Annotated in this window: 19 protein-coding genes and 1 pseudogene; 9 read left to right on the forward strand and 11 right to left on the reverse strand. The window is 62.7% G+C overall.

Going from position 1 to position 15,255, the window contains the following annotated elements; translation table 11 throughout:
• Nucleotides 1-2: 2 nt before the first annotated feature.
• The 3 genes from ftsE (at nt 3) to rpoH (ending at nt 2,662) form a co-directional block, all read left to right on the forward strand.
• Nucleotides 3-674, forward strand: a complete 672-nt coding sequence (ftsE, locus tag V6093_RS19230) for a cell division ATP-binding protein FtsE (protein WP_003249079.1) — start codon at nt 3-5, stop codon at nt 672-674.
• On the forward strand, nt 671-1,696 hold the full coding sequence (gene ftsX, locus V6093_RS19235) for a permease-like cell division protein FtsX (RefSeq protein WP_003249081.1): 1,026 nt from the start codon (nt 671-673) through the stop codon (nt 1,694-1,696). The genes ftsE and ftsX overlap by 4 nt, the downstream gene beginning before the upstream one ends.
• Nucleotides 1,697-1,807: 111 nt before the next feature.
• A complete protein-coding gene (gene rpoH, locus V6093_RS19240; protein WP_003249083.1) occupies nt 1,808-2,662 on the forward strand; it encodes an RNA polymerase sigma factor RpoH in 855 nt (284 codons plus the stop codon).
• A gap of 338 nt (nt 2,663-3,000) precedes the next feature.
• Here the strand turns inward: rpoH and mtgA are convergent.
• Nucleotides 3,001-3,746 (reverse strand): annotated as a pseudogene (gene mtgA, locus V6093_RS19245) (monofunctional biosynthetic peptidoglycan transglycosylase).
• A gap of 29 nt (nt 3,747-3,775) precedes the next feature.
• Between mtgA and V6093_RS19250 the strand changes: the two are divergent.
• The 4 genes from V6093_RS19250 to trmB all read left to right on the forward strand — a co-directional run bounded on the left by V6093_RS19250 (nt 3,776) and on the right by trmB (nt 6,049).
• The gene (locus V6093_RS19250; protein ID WP_010955645.1) at nt 3,776-4,147 is read left to right on the forward strand and encodes a DUF423 domain-containing protein; all 372 of its coding nucleotides are present in this window, start codon (nt 3,776-3,778) and stop codon (nt 4,145-4,147) included.
• Nucleotides 4,148-4,249: 102 nt separating this feature from the next.
• Nucleotides 4,250-4,450 (forward strand): sulfur carrier protein ThiS, encoded by a 201-nt coding sequence (gene thiS, locus V6093_RS19255; protein WP_003249090.1) that lies wholly within the window; start codon nt 4,250-4,252, stop codon nt 4,448-4,450.
• Nucleotides 4,451-4,504: 54 nt separating this feature from the next.
• Nucleotides 4,505-5,317: a thiazole synthase gene (locus V6093_RS19260; protein ID WP_003249091.1), complete on the forward strand. Its 813-nt coding sequence runs from the start codon at nt 4,505-4,507 to the stop codon at nt 5,315-5,317.
• Between the two features lie 9 nt (nt 5,318-5,326).
• The gene (gene trmB / locus V6093_RS19265) at nt 5,327-6,049 is read left to right on the forward strand and encodes a tRNA (guanosine(46)-N7)-methyltransferase TrmB (RefSeq protein ID WP_012053963.1); all 723 of its coding nucleotides are present in this window, start codon (nt 5,327-5,329) and stop codon (nt 6,047-6,049) included.
• Nucleotides 6,050-6,257: 208 nt separating this feature from the next.
• Here the strand turns inward: trmB and V6093_RS19270 are convergent, their stop codons facing one another.
• The 9 genes from V6093_RS19270 to V6093_RS19310 form a co-directional block, all read right to left on the reverse strand.
• Complete coding sequence (locus V6093_RS19270; protein WP_003249095.1) at nt 6,258-6,584, reverse strand: DUF3392 domain-containing protein; 327 nt, start codon at nt 6,582-6,584, stop codon at nt 6,258-6,260.
• Nucleotides 6,585-6,593: 9 nt separating this feature from the next.
• Nucleotides 6,594-7,769 (reverse strand): radical SAM family heme chaperone HemW, encoded by a 1,176-nt coding sequence (gene hemW / locus V6093_RS19275; RefSeq protein ID WP_003249098.1) that lies wholly within the window; start codon nt 7,767-7,769, stop codon nt 6,594-6,596.
• Nucleotides 7,766-8,362 carry an RdgB/HAM1 family non-canonical purine NTP pyrophosphatase gene (gene rdgB / locus V6093_RS19280; RefSeq protein ID WP_003249101.1) on the reverse strand — a complete coding sequence of 199 codons (597 nt, stop codon included), beginning with the start codon at nt 8,360-8,362 and terminating at the stop codon, nt 7,766-7,768. The genes hemW and rdgB overlap by 4 nt, the downstream gene beginning before the upstream one ends.
• Nucleotides 8,359-8,793 carry a DUF4426 domain-containing protein gene (locus V6093_RS19285; protein ID WP_047603637.1) on the reverse strand — a complete coding sequence of 145 codons (435 nt, stop codon included), beginning with the start codon at nt 8,791-8,793 and terminating at the stop codon, nt 8,359-8,361. The genes rdgB and V6093_RS19285 overlap by 4 nt, the downstream gene beginning before the upstream one ends.
• A 22-nt stretch (nt 8,794-8,815) precedes the next feature.
• Complete coding sequence (metW, locus tag V6093_RS19290; RefSeq protein ID WP_003249106.1) at nt 8,816-9,436, reverse strand: methionine biosynthesis protein MetW; 621 nt, start codon at nt 9,434-9,436, stop codon at nt 8,816-8,818.
• A 7-nt stretch (nt 9,437-9,443) separates the two neighbouring features.
• Nucleotides 9,444-10,583 carry a homoserine O-acetyltransferase gene (locus tag V6093_RS19295; RefSeq protein ID WP_003249108.1) on the reverse strand — a complete coding sequence of 380 codons (1,140 nt, stop codon included), beginning with the start codon at nt 10,581-10,583 and terminating at the stop codon, nt 9,444-9,446.
• A 99-nt stretch (nt 10,584-10,682) separates the two neighbouring features.
• Complete coding sequence (locus V6093_RS19300) at nt 10,683-11,273, reverse strand: YggT family protein (RefSeq protein ID WP_012053960.1); 591 nt, start codon at nt 11,271-11,273, stop codon at nt 10,683-10,685.
• 10 nt (nt 11,274-11,283) lie between these two features.
• Nucleotides 11,284-12,102 (reverse strand): pyrroline-5-carboxylate reductase, encoded by an 819-nt coding sequence (gene proC, locus V6093_RS19305; protein WP_004575483.1) that lies wholly within the window; start codon nt 12,100-12,102, stop codon nt 11,284-11,286.
• Between the two features lie 38 nt (nt 12,103-12,140).
• The gene (locus V6093_RS19310) at nt 12,141-12,827 is read right to left on the reverse strand and encodes a YggS family pyridoxal phosphate-dependent enzyme (RefSeq protein WP_047603634.1); all 687 of its coding nucleotides are present in this window, start codon (nt 12,825-12,827) and stop codon (nt 12,141-12,143) included.
• A 65-nt stretch (nt 12,828-12,892) separates the two neighbouring features.
• On the opposite strand from V6093_RS19310, the gene V6093_RS19315 reads away from it, so the two are divergent.
• On the forward strand, nt 12,893-13,891 hold the full coding sequence (locus tag V6093_RS19315) for a type IV pilus twitching motility protein PilT (RefSeq protein ID WP_054888583.1): 999 nt from the start codon (nt 12,893-12,895) through the stop codon (nt 13,889-13,891).
• A 127-nt stretch (nt 13,892-14,018) separates the two neighbouring features.
• Here the strand turns inward: V6093_RS19315 and V6093_RS19320 are convergent, their stop codons facing one another.
• Nucleotides 14,019-14,645, reverse strand: coding sequence for a C40 family peptidase (locus V6093_RS19320; RefSeq protein WP_003249118.1), 627 nt, complete (start codon nt 14,643-14,645; stop codon nt 14,019-14,021).
• 166 nt (nt 14,646-14,811) lie between these two features.
• On the opposite strand from V6093_RS19320, the gene V6093_RS19325 reads away from it, so the two are divergent.
• Entirely contained in the window at nt 14,812-15,231 is a 420-nt protein-coding gene (locus tag V6093_RS19325; RefSeq protein WP_003249120.1) for a TM2 domain-containing protein, read from the forward strand.
• Nucleotides 15,232-15,255: the final 24 nt, after the last annotated feature.

Below are 15,255 nucleotides of genomic sequence, written 5' to 3' on the forward strand. Positions count from 1 at the left end.
CCATGATCCGATTCGAGCAGGTTGCCAAGCGCTATCCCAACGGTCATGTGGGGTTGCATGAGCTGAGTTTCCGGGCGCGCCGGGGCGAATTCCTGTTCGTCACCGGCCACTCGGGCGCAGGCAAGAGCACCCTGCTGCGCCTGTTGCTGGCCATGGAGCGCCCGACCAGCGGCAAGCTGATGCTGGCTGGGCAGGACCTGGGCCAGATCAGCAATGCGCAAATCCCATTCCTGCGCCGGCAAATCGGCGTGGTGTTCCAGAACCACCAGTTGTTGTTCGACCGCACCGTTTTCAACAACATTGCCTTGCCGCTGCAGATTCTCGGCCTGTCCAAGGTCGAGATCGCCAAGCGCGTGGACTCGGCGCTGGAGCGCGTGTCGCTGTCCGACAAGGGCGAGCTGTTCCCGGCCGACCTTTCCACCGGGCAGCAACAGCGGGTGGGTATCGCCCGCGCCATTGTTCACCAGCCGGCTCTGCTGCTGGCCGACGAACCCACCGGTAACCTCGACCCGCGCCTGGCTGCAGAGATCATGGGCGTGTTCGAGGACATCAACCGCCTGGGCACGACGGTATTGATCGCCAGCCACGACCTGGCACTGATCGCGCGCATGCGCCACCGCATGCTGACCTTGCAACGCGGCCGCTTGATCGGCGATGGGGAGGCCGGGCAATGAACACTACACGCACGCCGAAGGTTTCCGAGCGGGTCGCACCGAAACCGGCCGATCCGCAACCTGCGAAGAAAAAGCGCGGTGAAGACGATGATGGCCCGGACTTCCGCACCCTGCTGCATGCCTGGCTGGAAAGCCACCGTGCCAGCTTGGCCGACAGCCTGCGCCGCCTGGGCAAGCAGCCGATCGGCAGCTTCTTCACTTGCCTGGTCATGGCAGTGGCGCTGAGCATGCCGATGGGCCTGTCCTTGTTGCTGAAGAACGTCGAGCAGCTGGGCGGTTCGTGGCAGCGCGCTGCGCAGATTTCGCTGTACCTCAAGCTTGATGCCGGCAGCCGCGATGGCGAAGCGCTGCGCGACGAGATCAAGGGCATGCCTGGCGTGGCGGACGCCCAGTATGTCAGCCGCGAGCAGGCCCTGGAGGAGTTCCAGCAGCAGTCCGGACTGGGCGAGGCCTTGCGCGAACTGCCAGACAACCCACTGCCGGGTGTGGTGGTGGTAACCCCGACCGAGGTCGACAAGCCGGCCCTGGACGCCTTGCGTCAGCGCCTGGCGGAGCTGCCGCGGGTGGACGTGGCGCAACTGGACCTGGTCTGGGTCGAGCGCCTGGCAGCCATCCTCAAGCTGGGTGACCGCTTCGTCTTCGGCCTGGCCGTGATGCTGATTTCTGCCCTGCTGTTAGTAATCGGTAACACAATTCGTCTACACATTGAAAACCGTCGTATCGAGATCGAAGTGATCAAGCTGGTCGGCGGCACTGACGCCTACGTGCGCCGGCCGTTCCTGTACATGGGCGCCCTGTATGGCCTGGGCGCAGGCCTGCTGGCGTGGGGTATCCTGGCGTTTGGCCTGAACTGGCTGAACGAGGCGGTGGTAGGGCTTTCCGGGCTGTATGGCAGTGACTTCGCCCTGGGCGGCGTTCCGGCTTCCGATGGTCTGTCGCTCTTGATCGGAGCAGTGTTGTTGGGGTATATCGGTGCATGGATTGCAGTCGCCCGCCACTTGAACGAGCTGGCGCCGCGATAGTTTTTACGTGCCAGCATTGACATTTTCTTCACTGCGGAACTTGTACCGTCGTTCCAGGTCAATGTTGGCAGCGCCCACAAGGTGCGAGTTTTGTAAGTCGGAGGTTCTTGAATGACCACATCGTTGCAACCTGCCTATGCCCTGGTACCCGGTGCAAACCTGGAAGCCTATGTGCACACGGTCAACAGCATCCCGCTGCTGACGGTCGAGCAGGAGCGTGATCTGGGCGAGCGTCTCTATTATGAGCAGGATGTCGAGGCCGCTCGTCAGATGGTGATGGCCCACCTGCGTTTCGTCGTACATATCGCCCGTAGTTATGCCGGCTACGGGTTGGCCCAGGCTGACCTGATCCAGGAAGGCAATGTCGGCCTGATGAAAGCCGTCAAGCGCTTCAACCCTGAAATGGGTGTGCGCCTGGTGTCGTTCGCTGTGCACTGGATCAAGGCAGAGATCCACGAGTTCATTCTGCGCAACTGGCGCATCGTCAAAGTGGCTACCACCAAGGCTCAGCGCAAGCTGTTCTTCAACCTGCGTAGCCAGAAGAAGCGCCTGGCGTGGCTGAACAACGACGAAGTGCATCGCGTGGCGGAAAGCCTTGGCGTCGAGCCGCGCGAAGTGCGCGAGATGGAAAGCCGCCTCAGCGGCCAGGACATGGCCTTCGATCCGGCAGCGGAAGCTGACGACGACAGCGCCTTCCAGTCGCCTGCGCATTACCTGGAAGACCACCGTTACGATCCGGCGGTGCAGTTGGAGGATGCCGACTGGAGTGACAATTCCACCAGCAACCTGCACGAAGCGCTGCAGGGCCTGGACGAGCGTAGCCGCGACATTCTCTACCAGCGTTGGCTGGCGGAAGAAAAGGCTACGCTGCATGAACTGGCAGACAAGTACAGCGTATCGGCTGAGCGTATTCGCCAGCTGGAGAAGAATGCGATGAACAAGGTCAAGGCTCTGATCGCTGCCTGATCGAGTCTGGGCTGTAAAGAAAAGCCGCTGGCCCTATGGGGTGAGCGGCTTTTTTGTTTGTGCTGGCTTTGCCGGCCTCTTCGCGGGTAAACCCGCTCCTACAGGGGATGCGGTTGCCTGTAGGCGCGGGTTTGCCCGCGAAGAGGCCGGGGATGCGGTTGCCCGTAGGCGCGGGTTTGCCCGCGAGGAGTCTGGGGATGCGGTTGCCCGTAGGCGCGGGTCTGCCCGCGAGGAGGCTGGGGATGCGGTTGCCTGTACGCGCGGGTTTGCCCGCGAGGAGGCCGGGCACGCGGTTGCCCGTAGGAGCGGGTTTACCCGCGAAAGGGCCGGGCCTGCATTCAAAGCTTTCTGGATGAGTCCAGCTGCATCAGGTAGCTGGGCCCGCCCAGCTGGCTCATCTGCCGGCGAATCCAGCCGGCCCGGCTGGCCACGTAGGCACTCGGCCGGCTGGCACTCCATTTGATGGGGCTAGGCAGCACCGCAGCCAGCTGCGCCGCCTGCTGGCGGCTGAGCCGGCTGGCGTCGACACCAAAGTGATAACGCGCCGCCGCCTGGGCACCAAACACGCCCTTGCCCCACTCGGCGCTGTTCAAATAGACCTCGAGAATCCGCTCCTTCGACCAGAACAGCTCAATCAGTGCGGTGAACCAGGCCTCCAGCCCCTTGCGAAACCAGCTGCGGCCTGACCACAGAAACAGGTTCTTGGCCACTTGTTGGGTCAGGGTGCTGGCGCCGCGAATGTTGCCACCGCGCTCGTTGTGGGCCAGCGCCGCCTGAATGGCCGGGAGGTCGAAGCCCCAGTGGTTGGCGAACTTCTGGTCCTCGCCAGCAATGACTGCAACCTTGAGCTCATCGGAGATGTTCTCCCATGGCTCCCAGTCGCGCTGCAGGTCGATCGGTTCACCATTCACCCAAGACTGTACCTTGCGCTCGACCATCAGCGCCGTGCCGGGCGGTGGTACCCAGCGGAACACCAGCACCAGCACGATGCTGCCGGCAACGAACCAGAGCAGGGCGCGGGAGAGGCGACGGATAAGCGTTGACAGCATGTCGATGGCTTGGCCCTAAGGGTGGAAGGGGCCATTATACAGACCCGATACAAGGAGTCGTCCCATGCTTCGCAGCTTCCTGATGCTTGCCGCCTTTTTTGGCTTTACCGGTGTCGCCCTGGGCGCCTTCGCCGCTCATGGCCTGAAAAACCGGCTGACGGCTGACTACCTGGCAATCTTCCATACCGGCGTGACTTACCAACTGGTCCATGCCTTGGCGATCTTCGGCGTTGCGGTGCTCTCGGCGCACCTGCCCGGGCGCCTGGTCGGGTGGGCTGGCGGCCTGTTTGCGTTGGGCATCGTGCTGTTCTCCGGCAGCCTGTACCTGCTGACCCTCAGTGGCCTTGGCAAGCTTGGCATCATCACCCCGATTGGTGGCTTGTGCTTCCTTGTCGGCTGGCTGTGCCTGGGCCTGGCAGCCTGGCGGCTGGGCTGACCGAGTGGTCCACAATCACGACTAATGGCGCGCACCGCCCTTGGGTTGCAGGGCGGTTCGGCGCTAGAATGCTGGCCCCAAAGAACAATGGTGGCCGTGCGCATGCGCATTAAATTGAACGGTGAACCTTACGAACTGCCTGCCGGCGAAAGCGTTGCAGCCCTGCTGGCGCGCCTGGAACTGACCGGGCGCCGTGTTGCAGTGGAACTGAACCTGGATATCGTGCCGCGTAGCCAGCACGACAGCACGCTGCTGAATGACGGCGACCAGGTCGAAGTGGTCCACGCCATCGGTGGCGGCTGACAGCAGCCCGGCGGTTCACAAGCAAGCCCTGCAACCTTTTCCCGAGGAACAACGATGAGCAACGTTCGTAGCGACAAGCCCTTCACCCTGGCCGGGCGTACTTTCCAGTCGCGCCTGCTGGTCGGTACCGGCAAGTACCGTGACATGGAAGAAACCCGCCTGGCCACCGAGGCCTCGGGTGCCGAAATCGTCACTGTCGCTGTGCGCCGCACCAACCTTGGCCAGAACGCGGGCGAGCCGAACCTGCTCGATGTACTGTCGCCCGACAAGTACACCATCCTGCCGAACACTGCAGGCTGCTTTGACGCGGTGGAAGCGGTACGCACTTGCCGTCTGGCCCGCGAACTGCTCGATGGGCGCAAATCGCACGAGTCCCGGACGCTGGTGAAGCTGGAAGTGCTGGCCGACCAGAAAACCCTGTTCCCCAACGTGATCGAAACCCTCAAGGCCGCCGAAGTGCTGGTCAAGGAAGGTTTCGACGTCATGGTCTACACCAGCGACGACCCGATCATCGCCCGTCAGCTGGCCGAAGTCGGCTGCATCGCGGTCATGCCGCTGGCTGGCCTGATTGGCACCGGCCTGGGTATCTGCAACCCCTACAACCTGCAGATCATCCTGGAAGAATCCAAGGTGCCGGTGCTGGTCGATGCTGGCGTGGGTACCGCATCCGACGCCACCATCGCCATGGAAATGGGCTGTGAGGCAGTGCTGATGAACTCGGCCATCGCCCACGCCCAGCAGCCGGTGCTGATGGCCGAGGCCATGAAACACGCCATTGTCGCGGGTCGCATGGCCTACCTGGCCGGCCGCATGCCGAAGAAACTCTATGCCAGCGCCTCTTCGCCGCTGGATGGTCTGATCAAGTAAGAGCAACTGATGACTGAATCGCACGATACGCCGATCACCTCCGATGGCGAAGCCCGCCCACACCGCCGCATCAAGAGCTTCGTGATGCGTGCCGGGCGCATGACCGAAGGCCAGCAACGCGGCCTGGACCAAGGCGGCCCGCTGTACATCCTGCCACTGGCTGACAGCCCGGTGGACTACGACCAGGTGTTCGGCCGTTCGGCCCCGCGCACCTTGGAGATCGGCTTCGGTATGGGCCATTCCCTGCTGGAAATGGCCGCTGCCGCACCTGAGCAGGACTTCATCGGTGTGGAAGTGCACCGCCCGGGTGTTGGCGCGCTGCTCAATGGCGTGCTGACCCAGGGGCTGAAAAACCTGCGGGTGTATGACTGCGATGCTATCGAAGTGCTGAACCGCTGCGTGGCGGATAACAGCCTTGATCGGCTGATGCTGTTCTTCCCAGACCCATGGCACAAGGCGCGTCACCACAAGCGCCGCATCGTCCAGCTGGAGTTCGCCGAGCTGGTACGTCGCAAGCTCAAGCCTGGTGGTGTGTTCCACATGGCCACCGATTGGGAGCCGTATGCCGAGTACATGCTGGAAGTGATGAGCGCAGCTCCTGGCTATCGCAACCGTGCGGCAGACGGCACCTATGTGCCGCGCCCCGAAGAGCGCCCGATCACCAAGTTCGAACGCCGCGGTGAGCGGCTGGGGCACGGGGTGTGGGACTTGAAGTTCGAGAAGGTCGATTGAGCGGCTGATACGGCTTCTCGATGTGCCGATGCTTGCAGGAATGCAGGCGAAAAAAACCGCCTTGAGAAGGGCGGTTTTTTCTTTGTAGGAGTGGGTTCACCCGCGAATACGGTAGTGGCGGCAACGGTGAACGGCGGGTGGAGATTGGCCAGCACGGCCGGCCCTTTCGCGGGTGAACCCGCTCCTACAAGGGCCCGGGGCCATTGGCTCAGCCTCGGCGATCCGCCACCACGCCAATCAATACCAGCACCACCAGCAACACAGGCGCCAACGCATAGTTGTTGAACTGGCTGAGCCCCTTCACCACCCACGGTGTGGCATAGATCAGCGCAGCACCGCTGCCGATCATGACCATCAGCGCCATGAACGGCACGCGCAGGGCGCCCGCGAGGCCGCCCAGGCGCTGCTCGGCCCAGGCTTTGACATCGGTGCCGAACAGCACCAGCAGGCAGCCTACCAAGGCCAGTGAAATCTCCGACAGGTTGCTGCGGCTCCAGCGGGAAACCGTCGCGAGCAGATCAAGTACCAGATCCATGGGTCATCCTTAGGTCAAGAAATACTGCAGCAGGTCATTGAGGAACAACTGGCCCCTCGGCGTGGCTACCAGTCGATCCGGTTCGACCTGCAAAAGGCCCTTTTGTTCGGCGGCGCGGCGTGCTTCCTGCAGCTGTGACAGTGGCAAGCCGGTGCGTTGGGTGAACAGTTCGGCTTCCACGCCATCGGTCAGGCGTAGGGCGTTCATCAGGAACTCGAACGGCAGTTCATCGACTGGCAGCAGCTTCTCGCCGGCCTTGAACGGCTTGGCCAGGTTCAGGTAATCCTTGGGCAGGCGGGTCTTCCAGGTACGCAGGATGCGCCCGTCGGCAAAGGTGAGCTTGCCGTGAGCGCCAGCGCCAATGCCGATGAAGTCACCGAAGCGCCAGTAGTTGAGGTTGTGGCGGGCGGCGCGGCCTGCCTGGGCGTAGGCCGATACCTCGTACTGGCGGTAGCCGTGCTCGGCCATCAGCGCTTGGCCGGCTTCCTGAATATCCCAGAGGATGTCGTCTTCGGGCAGCTCTGGCGGCTGGTTCCAGAACACCGTGTTCGGCTCCACGGTCAGCTGATACCACGACAGGTGTGTCGGCCCCAGATCGATGGCCTGGCGCAGGTCACCCAGCGCGTCGTCCAGCGACTGGTCGGGCAGGCCGTGCATCAGGTCCATGTTGAAATTGTCGAAACCGGCCGCACGCGCCATGTCGGCGGCCCGCACCGCTTCGTCGCCATTGTGGATGCGCCCCAGTGCCTCCAGCTTGGCTGGCTGGAAGCTCTGCACGCCGATCGAAAGACGGTTGATACCAGTCTGCCGGTAGGCCTTGAACTTGTCCTGCTCGAAGGTGCCCGGGTTGGCTTCGAGGGTGATCTCGATGTCTGGCGCGAACGGAATACGTTGCTCTATGCCACGCAGTAGCCGGCCAAGGGCGTTGGCACTGAACAGGCTTGGCGTACCGCCACCGAAGAAGATCGAGCTGATCGGGCGACCTTGTACGGCAGCCAGTTCCTGGTCGAGGTCGTCGAGCAGGGCTGTGACGTAGGCATCTTCCGGTAGTTCAGGCCCGGCTGCGTGGGAGTTGAAGTCGCAATAAGGGCATTTGCGTACGCACCACGGAATGTGGATGTACAGCGCCAGCGGCGGCAGGCTGCTAAAGCCTGCCGCGCCGGGGGGCGACAGCATTTCGATCATGCCAGGCCCAGACGTTTGCGCAGCAGGGCCATGGCACGGGCGCGGTGGCTGAGCTGGTTCTTGTCTGCTGGGGCTAGATCGGCGCTGGAGCAGTTGCGCTCCGGTACCCAGAACAGCGGGTCGTAGCCAAAGCCCTGCTCGCCGCTGGCCTCGAACAGGATGCGCCCGTGCCACAGGCCTTCGCACAAGATCGGCAATGGGTCGTCGGCGTGGCGCACCAGCGCCAGAACGCAGACGAACTGTGCACTGCGCTCAGCTTCAGGCACGTCTTTCAAGGCTTCGAGCAGCTTGGCGTTGTTTGCCGCGTCACCTTTGCCATCGGCATAGCGCGCCGAGTAGATGCCCGGCGCGCCGCCGAGGAAGTCCACCGCCAGGCCAGAGTCATCGGCCAGGGCCGGCAGGCCGGAAATGCGGGCGGCGTTGCGCGCTTTGAGGATGGCGTTCTCGACGAACGACAGGCCGGTTTCTTCCGGCTCCACCTGGCTGAACTCACCAATCGAGTGCAGTTGCACGGAATGGCCGAGCATGGCCTGGAGTTCCTTCAGTTTGCCGGCATTGTGGCTGGCCAATACGAGTTGCTGGAAATTCATCATTCGCCTGGGAACACTTCCTGGTTGAAGCGGAGAGAGTTGCTGATGCCGCCGGTTTCGATGGTCAGGTCGAAGGTGACGGTTTCTGGTTGTTCGATCTTGAACTGGGCGATGTAGTACACCGCGCCCGGTTCGGTAATCTGCTTGAACGACAGCGGGCTGATGCGCCCGGTCAGGTCTCTGACCTTACCGCTGACCAGTGCTGGGGTGGGCTTGCCGGCCTTGAGCACGGTAATGTTGAGCACGCCCTGGTTCTTGCTGCGCACCAGGCCGGTGGCCGCGGCCACCTCGGGTGGGAGCATGCTCGAGGTGAATGCGCTGTAGTGCACCGTCACGTCGCCAAATACCTCCTTGCGCTCGGGGCGTGCGGCATCGGCAGCCAATACTGGCAGGGCCAGGCACAGGCTGATCAGGAACAGGGCTAGGCGACGCATGGTGCGATTCCTCCGGTGGGCGTCAGACCGCGAGCTGATGCTCTTGCAGGCCCGGACTGCTGACGCGGTAGATGCCGATCTCACCTAGAAGATTAGGCCATAGCCGGCCACCCCACCCGTTGCGGTGCAAGTGGTCGACCGCCAGGCGGTCGAGTACCTTGGCTCGGCGTTCGTGCACAAGTTCTTCGAAGTCGGCGAAGGTGCAGAAGTGGATGTTCGGCGTGTTGTACCAGGTATACGGCATGAAGTCCGATACCGGCATGCGGCCTTTGGTCGCCAGGTACCAGCGGCAGCGCCAGTGGCCGAAGTTCGGGAAGGTGATGATGCACTGACGGCCTACTCGCAGCATTTCGTCGAGGATGCGGTCGGGGTATTCCACGGCCTGCAGGGCTTGGGTCATGATCACCACGTCGAAGCTGTTGCTGGCGAAGTTGCCCAGGCCTTTGTCCAGGTCCTGTTCGATGACGTTGACGCCCTTGGCCACGCAGGCGGCGATATTGTCGGCGTCGATTTCCAGGCCGTAGCCGGTGACCTGTTTGCGGTCACGCAGCGAGGCCAGCAGTTCGCCGCTACCGCAGCCCAGGTCGAGTACCCGGCTGCCGGCGGGGATCCAGTCGTGGATGATTTCCAGATCGGCTCTCATGCTGTCCTCAGATGGCAATGCGGTTCATGTAGTTCGAGAAACCCTGCATGTAGCGAGGTGTGGGGATCAGGAAGGCATCGTGCCCGTAGGGCGAATCGATCTCCAGGTAGCAGACGTTCTTGCGCGCGGCCATCAGCGCGTCGACGATCTCGCGCGAACGGGCCGGAGAGAAGCGCCAGTCGGTGGTGAACGACATGATGCAGTAGTCTGCCTTGACGTGGGCCAGGGTGGCGGCCAGATCACCACCGTGCGTGGCGGCCGGGTCGAAATAGTCCAGTGCCTTGGTCATCAGCAGGTAGGTGTTGGCGTCGAAACGGCCGGAAAACTCCTCGCCCTGATAGCGCAGGTAGCTTTCGACCTGGAACTCGACGCTGTGGAAGTCGTAGTTGAGCTTGTCGCTTTTCAGCTCTCGGCCGAATTTTTCACCCATCGAATCATCGGACAGATAGGTAATGTGGCCGACCATGCGTGCCAGCATCAGGCCGCGCTTGGGGATCACGCCCTGGTCCTGGAACGAGCCTCCATGGAACTCGGGGTCGGTAAGAATGGCCTGACGCGCCACCTCGTTGAAGGCGATGTTCTGCGCCGACAGCTTGGGTGCCGAGGCGATGTCGACGCAGTGGCGTACGCGTTCGGGGTAGGTCATCGTCCATTGCAGCGCCTGCATGCCCCCCAGGCTACCGCCGACGATAGCTGCCCACTGCTGGATGCCCAGGCGGTCGGCCAGCCGTGCCTGGCTGTGCACCCAGTCTTCCACGGTCAATACCGGGAACTCGGCTCCATATGGCTTGCCGGTGGCCGGGTTGACACTGCTGGGGCCGGTGCTGCCGTTGCAGCCGCCGAGGTTGTTCAGGCTGACCACGAAGAAGCGGTTGGTGTCGATCGGTTTGCCAGGGCCGATGCAGCTGTCCCACCAGCCCGGCTTGCGGTCGGTGGCGGCATGGTAGCCAGCGGCATGGTGGTGGCCGGACAGGGCATGGCAGATCAGCACGGCGTTGCTCGCGCTGGCGTTCAGGGTGCCATAGGTCTCGTAGACCAGTTCGTAACTGGCCAGTGAACGGCCACAGGCCAGTGCCAGCGGTTCATCGAACCGGGCGGTTTGCGGTACTACCAGACCGACGGAATCTTCGGGAAAGACAGTTGACATCGACCCTGCTCACGCTTGACGGAGGCGTAAGTCTAAAGAGCGCTACCCCCAGCGGCAAGCAAAGGCTTGCGACTGGGGGCACGCTGGCTCTGGCGAGCCTCAGATCATTCGCCACAGCTCTTGAGGCATGCCCGCGTAGGCGGCCAGCGGAGGCATGACAAACGACTGGATCACCTGGATCGCCAGGAAGGCGAAGATCGGCGAGATGTCCATGCCGCCCAGGTTTGGCACCAGGCGGCGGAACGGCGCCAGCACGGGCTCGCTGATCTGGTAGGCCAGTTCGGCCGCCGGGTTGTGGCTGTTGGGGGCAACCCAGGAAACGATCACCATGACGATCATCGCCACCCAGAAAATCTTCAGGAACAGCGAGGTAATGCCGATGATCGCCCACATCAGCAGGTGCAGGACGTCGCCGAAGGTACCGTAGGTGACCATCAGCACAAAGCCCATCAGCAAGGCCTGGATGACTACCGCCAGCAGTAGCGACGAGGTATCCAGCCCGCCAACGCTAGGGATGATCCGGCGGATCGGCTTGAGCAGCGGTTGGGTGGCACGAACGGCGAACTGGCACAGCGGGTTGTAGAAGTTGGCCTTGACCAGTTGCAGCACGAAGCGCAGCAGGACGATGACCAGGTAAAGGCTGACCAGGGTTTGCACCACGAAAATCGCGGCGCCTGACAGTGCATTCATCTAAAGCTCCTTATTTGCCCAGTTGTTCGGCCAGCTCGGCGGAGCGCGTGGCTGCAGCCTGCAGCGCCTGCTCGACGATGGCTTCGAAGCCGCTGGCCTGGAACGACTTGATCGCCGCTTCCGTGGTGCCGGCGGGCGAAGTGACGCGGCGGCGCAGTTCAGCGGCATCGACATCGCTTGCAACTGCCATGCGCGCGGCGCCCAGGGCCGTCTGCAAGGTCAGTTGGGAGGCCGTTTCGCGTGGCAGGCCGAGTTTTTCGCCTGCCGCGGTCATGGCCTCGATCAGCAGGAAGAAGTACGCCGGGCCACTGCCGGACACAGCTGTCACGGCGTCCAGTTGCTGTTCCTGCTCCAGCCACAGGGCGGTGCCCACGGCCGACAGCAGTTGTTCGGCCTGCTGACGCTGTTCGCCGGACACTTCAGCGGTGGCGTACAGGCCGCTCACGCCTTGGCGCAGCAATGCCGGGGTGTTGGGCATGCAGCGCACCACCGGGCGAGCACCCACCCAGCTTTGCAAGCTGGCGCACGTGATGCCGGCGGCGATTGAAACGATCAGCTGGCCATCCTGCAGGTTGGGTTGCAGTGCCTGACATACGGTTTTCATGACTTGTGGCTTGACCGCCAGCACGATGACGTCAGCGCCATCGATGGCCTGGGCGTTGTCCTCGAAGGCTTCAATGCCGTGCTCGGCCTGGATGCGACTGCGGGTCTCGGCGCCCGGGTCGCTGGCGCGGATCTGCGAGGCGTCCAGGCCCTGGGCACGCAGACCACCGATCAGGCTGGCGGCCATGTTGCCGGCGCCGATAAAGGCAATACGTGTCTTGCTCATGTCAGGTCCTTGTGGAAAAGAGTGAGTGAAGCATGGAATCAGGTGTTGCCGTAGTCGCGGGCGCCGAACAGGGCCGTGCCAATTCGTACCCACGTCGCGCCCTGGGCGATAGCCGCTTCCAGGTCGTGGCTCATGCCCATGGACAGGGTGTCCAGGCCAAACCCCAGGCCTTCCTGCAACTTGCGCAGGCTGGCGAAGGCGGCCTCCTGGGTGGCGCGGTCTTCGGTGGGTTCCGGGATTGCCATCAGCCCGCGCAGGCGCAGGTTGGGCAGTGCGGCTACGGCTTTGGCCAACGCGGGTAGGTCGACCGGGGTGCAGCCGGATTTACTGTCTTCGCCGCTGACGTTTACCTGCAGGCAGATGTTCAGCGGCGCCAACCCGGCAGGGCGCTGTTCCGACAGGCGTTGGGCAATTTTCAGGCGGTCCACGGAATGCACCCAGTCGAAATGCTCGGCGATGGCTTTGGTCTTGTTCGACTGAATGGGGCCGATGAAGTGCCAGATCAAGGGCAAGTCGCTGAGGGCCTGCTGCTTTGTCAGTGCTTCCTGTAGGTAATTCTCCCCGAAGTCGCGCACACCGGCGGCATGGATCTCGCGGATAGCGCTGGCGGGCTTGGTCTTGCTCACGGCCAGCAACTGGACGCTGGCCGGATCACGCCCGACTGCCTGGGCAGCACTGGCGATACGGGCGGAAATCGCGGAAAGGTTGTCTGCTAGGGTGGACATGGATCGATGCCGGCAGCTGTAGGGTCTGCGGCATTCTACCTGCTTGAAGGCCTTTGGGGAGTCTCATGGATGTGACCGACCTGTTGGCCCGAGCTGTGGATGCGGGGGCTTCAGACCTGCACCTGGCGACGGGCCAGATTCCGATGCTGCGCCTGGATGGCGAGTTGCAGCGTATGGGCTTGCCGCCCTTGAGCCAGGGTGCCTTGAACGAGGGCATGGCGAGCGTGCTGGATGACGACCAGCGCCGGCAGTGGGCCCAAGGCGATGAAATGGACCTTGCGCTGGAGTTGCCGGCGCTTGGGCGCTTTCGGCTGAACCTGTTTCGCCAGTTGAATGGCCCGGCGGTTACCTTTCGGTTGATTCCGGGGCGCATTGCGACGGTGAGTGAGCTGGACCTTGCGGATGTGTTTCAAGCTGTTGCGCAATGCCGGGATGGCTTGATCCTCGTGGGCGGGCCGACCGGCAGTGGCAAGTCCAGTACCCTGGCAACGCTACTCGACCAGCTGAACCGCGAGCGGGCGCTGCACATCATCACCCTGGAAGACCCTGTCGAGGTTATCCATGCCAGCCAGCGCAGCCTGGTCAACCAGCGTGAGATGGGGCGCCATAGTCGCGGCTTTGCTCAGGGGCTGCGCAGTGCGCTGCGCCAGGACCCGGACGTGATCATGATCGGCGAGTTGCGCGACCTTGAAACCATTCGCCTGGCCCTGCGCGCGGCCGAAACCGGGCACCTGGTGCTGGCAACCGTGCATGCGCGTTCGGCGACCAGCAGCATCGACAGGTTGGTGGAGGTTTTTGCTGCCGAGGAAAAGCCGTTGGTGCGGGCGATGCTGGCCGAGTCGCTGCGCCTGGTGGTCGCGCAGGTGCTGGTCAGGCGCGTGGGGGGCGGGCGGGTGGCGGCGCGGGAAGTGCTGGTGGCGACGCCGGCGGTGCGTAACCTGATTCGGGAGGGGCGCTTGGCGCAGTTGTCTTCGGTGATGCAGGGCGGGGCGGCGGAGGGGATGCTGACGATGGAGGGGGCGTTGCGGAGGCTGAGGGAGCGAGGGTTGATCAAAGGCTTGTAGTACCTGCAAAGGCCCTTTCGCGGGCGCGCCCCCCCCCACAGGTATGGCGCTGCCCGCGAGAGCGACGCGGTAGCTGTGGGAGCGGGCGTGCCCGCGAAGGGGCCGGTACCGGATAGCGCCGATCAGATTAACGCTTGGCCAGACTCAGCTGCTGCTGCTCTTTCGGCAGCACCCGTTTGGCCACCACGTAGTGCTTCTGCCAGTAAGGCTTGCTCAAGGTGTCGATACTCACCCGCTTGCCACGGCGTGGCGCGTGGATGAAGCGGTCGTTACCCAGGTAAATGGCGACGTGATTGACCCGACGGCTCTTGATGTTGAAGAAGATCAGGTCGCCAGGCTTCAGATCACCCTTGGCCACCTTCACCCCGTGGCCCTGGGCCATGGCATTGGAGGTGCGCGGCAGGTCGACGTCGGCGACGTCGTTGAAGGCGTATTTGACCAGCCCGCTGCAGTCAAAGCCTTTTTTCGGGCTGCTGCCGCCCCAAACATAAGGGGTACCGAGCACATTTACCGCACGGCTCAGCACATCGCTGCTTTGCTTAGGCGACATGGCGGCGACATTCGCACCGCGGTTGCTGACGGCATTGCTTGGGCGGGCGCGCAGCGCGGTCTGCTTGGCGGGTGCGTGTTTCACCGACGCGTTGGTCGTGTAGCCGGTGAAACCATTGGGAAGACGTTGCTCACGATTGGTGGCGTGGGCGGCCAGGGGCAATAATAGGCAGAGGGTCAGCCATGTCTTGATCAAAGGCGGCATAGATGAAGCTCTTATGAATAGTTATGTGTTGGGCGCGCAACTTTATAACAGCTTTTTGATCAGTTATTGATCCGTTGGTCGATTGCTTAGGCGCCGTATGTCGGGTAGCGACGAGAAAGTCACATTTTTTCTTAGAAAATTTTCGGATAACCCACGGGGGCTATGAATGAACAGTTATCAACAGGGGGTGCCCTTTCACGACACCCACAGCAAAACCATTGGCTACCTGCTGTGGATTTTCGGCTTCACCGGGTCCCATCGTTTCTATTACGGCAGGCCGATTACCGGGACCATCTGGTTCTTCACCTTCGGCTTGCTGGGCATTGGTTGGTTGATCGACCTGTTCCTGATCCCGTCCATGGACCGTGAAGCCGACCTGAGGTTTCAGTCCGGGCGTATCGACTACAACATCGCCTGGATTCTGCTGACCTTCCTGGGGGTGTTTGGCCTGCACCGGCTGTATCAGGGCAAATGGATCACCGCGATCATCTACTTCTTTACCGGCGGGTTGTTCCTGGTGGGGGTGCTGTATGACTTCTGGACGTTGAACAGCCAGGTGTCCGAGAGGAATGCGGGGCGGGGCTGACGGTACCGGGGCTGTTTTAGAGCC

The organism is Pseudomonas putida group bacterium ESBL64 (assembly GCF_045277175.1).
GTDB classification, from domain to species: domain Bacteria; phylum Pseudomonadota; class Gammaproteobacteria; order Pseudomonadales; family Pseudomonadaceae; genus Aquipseudomonas; species Aquipseudomonas alloputida.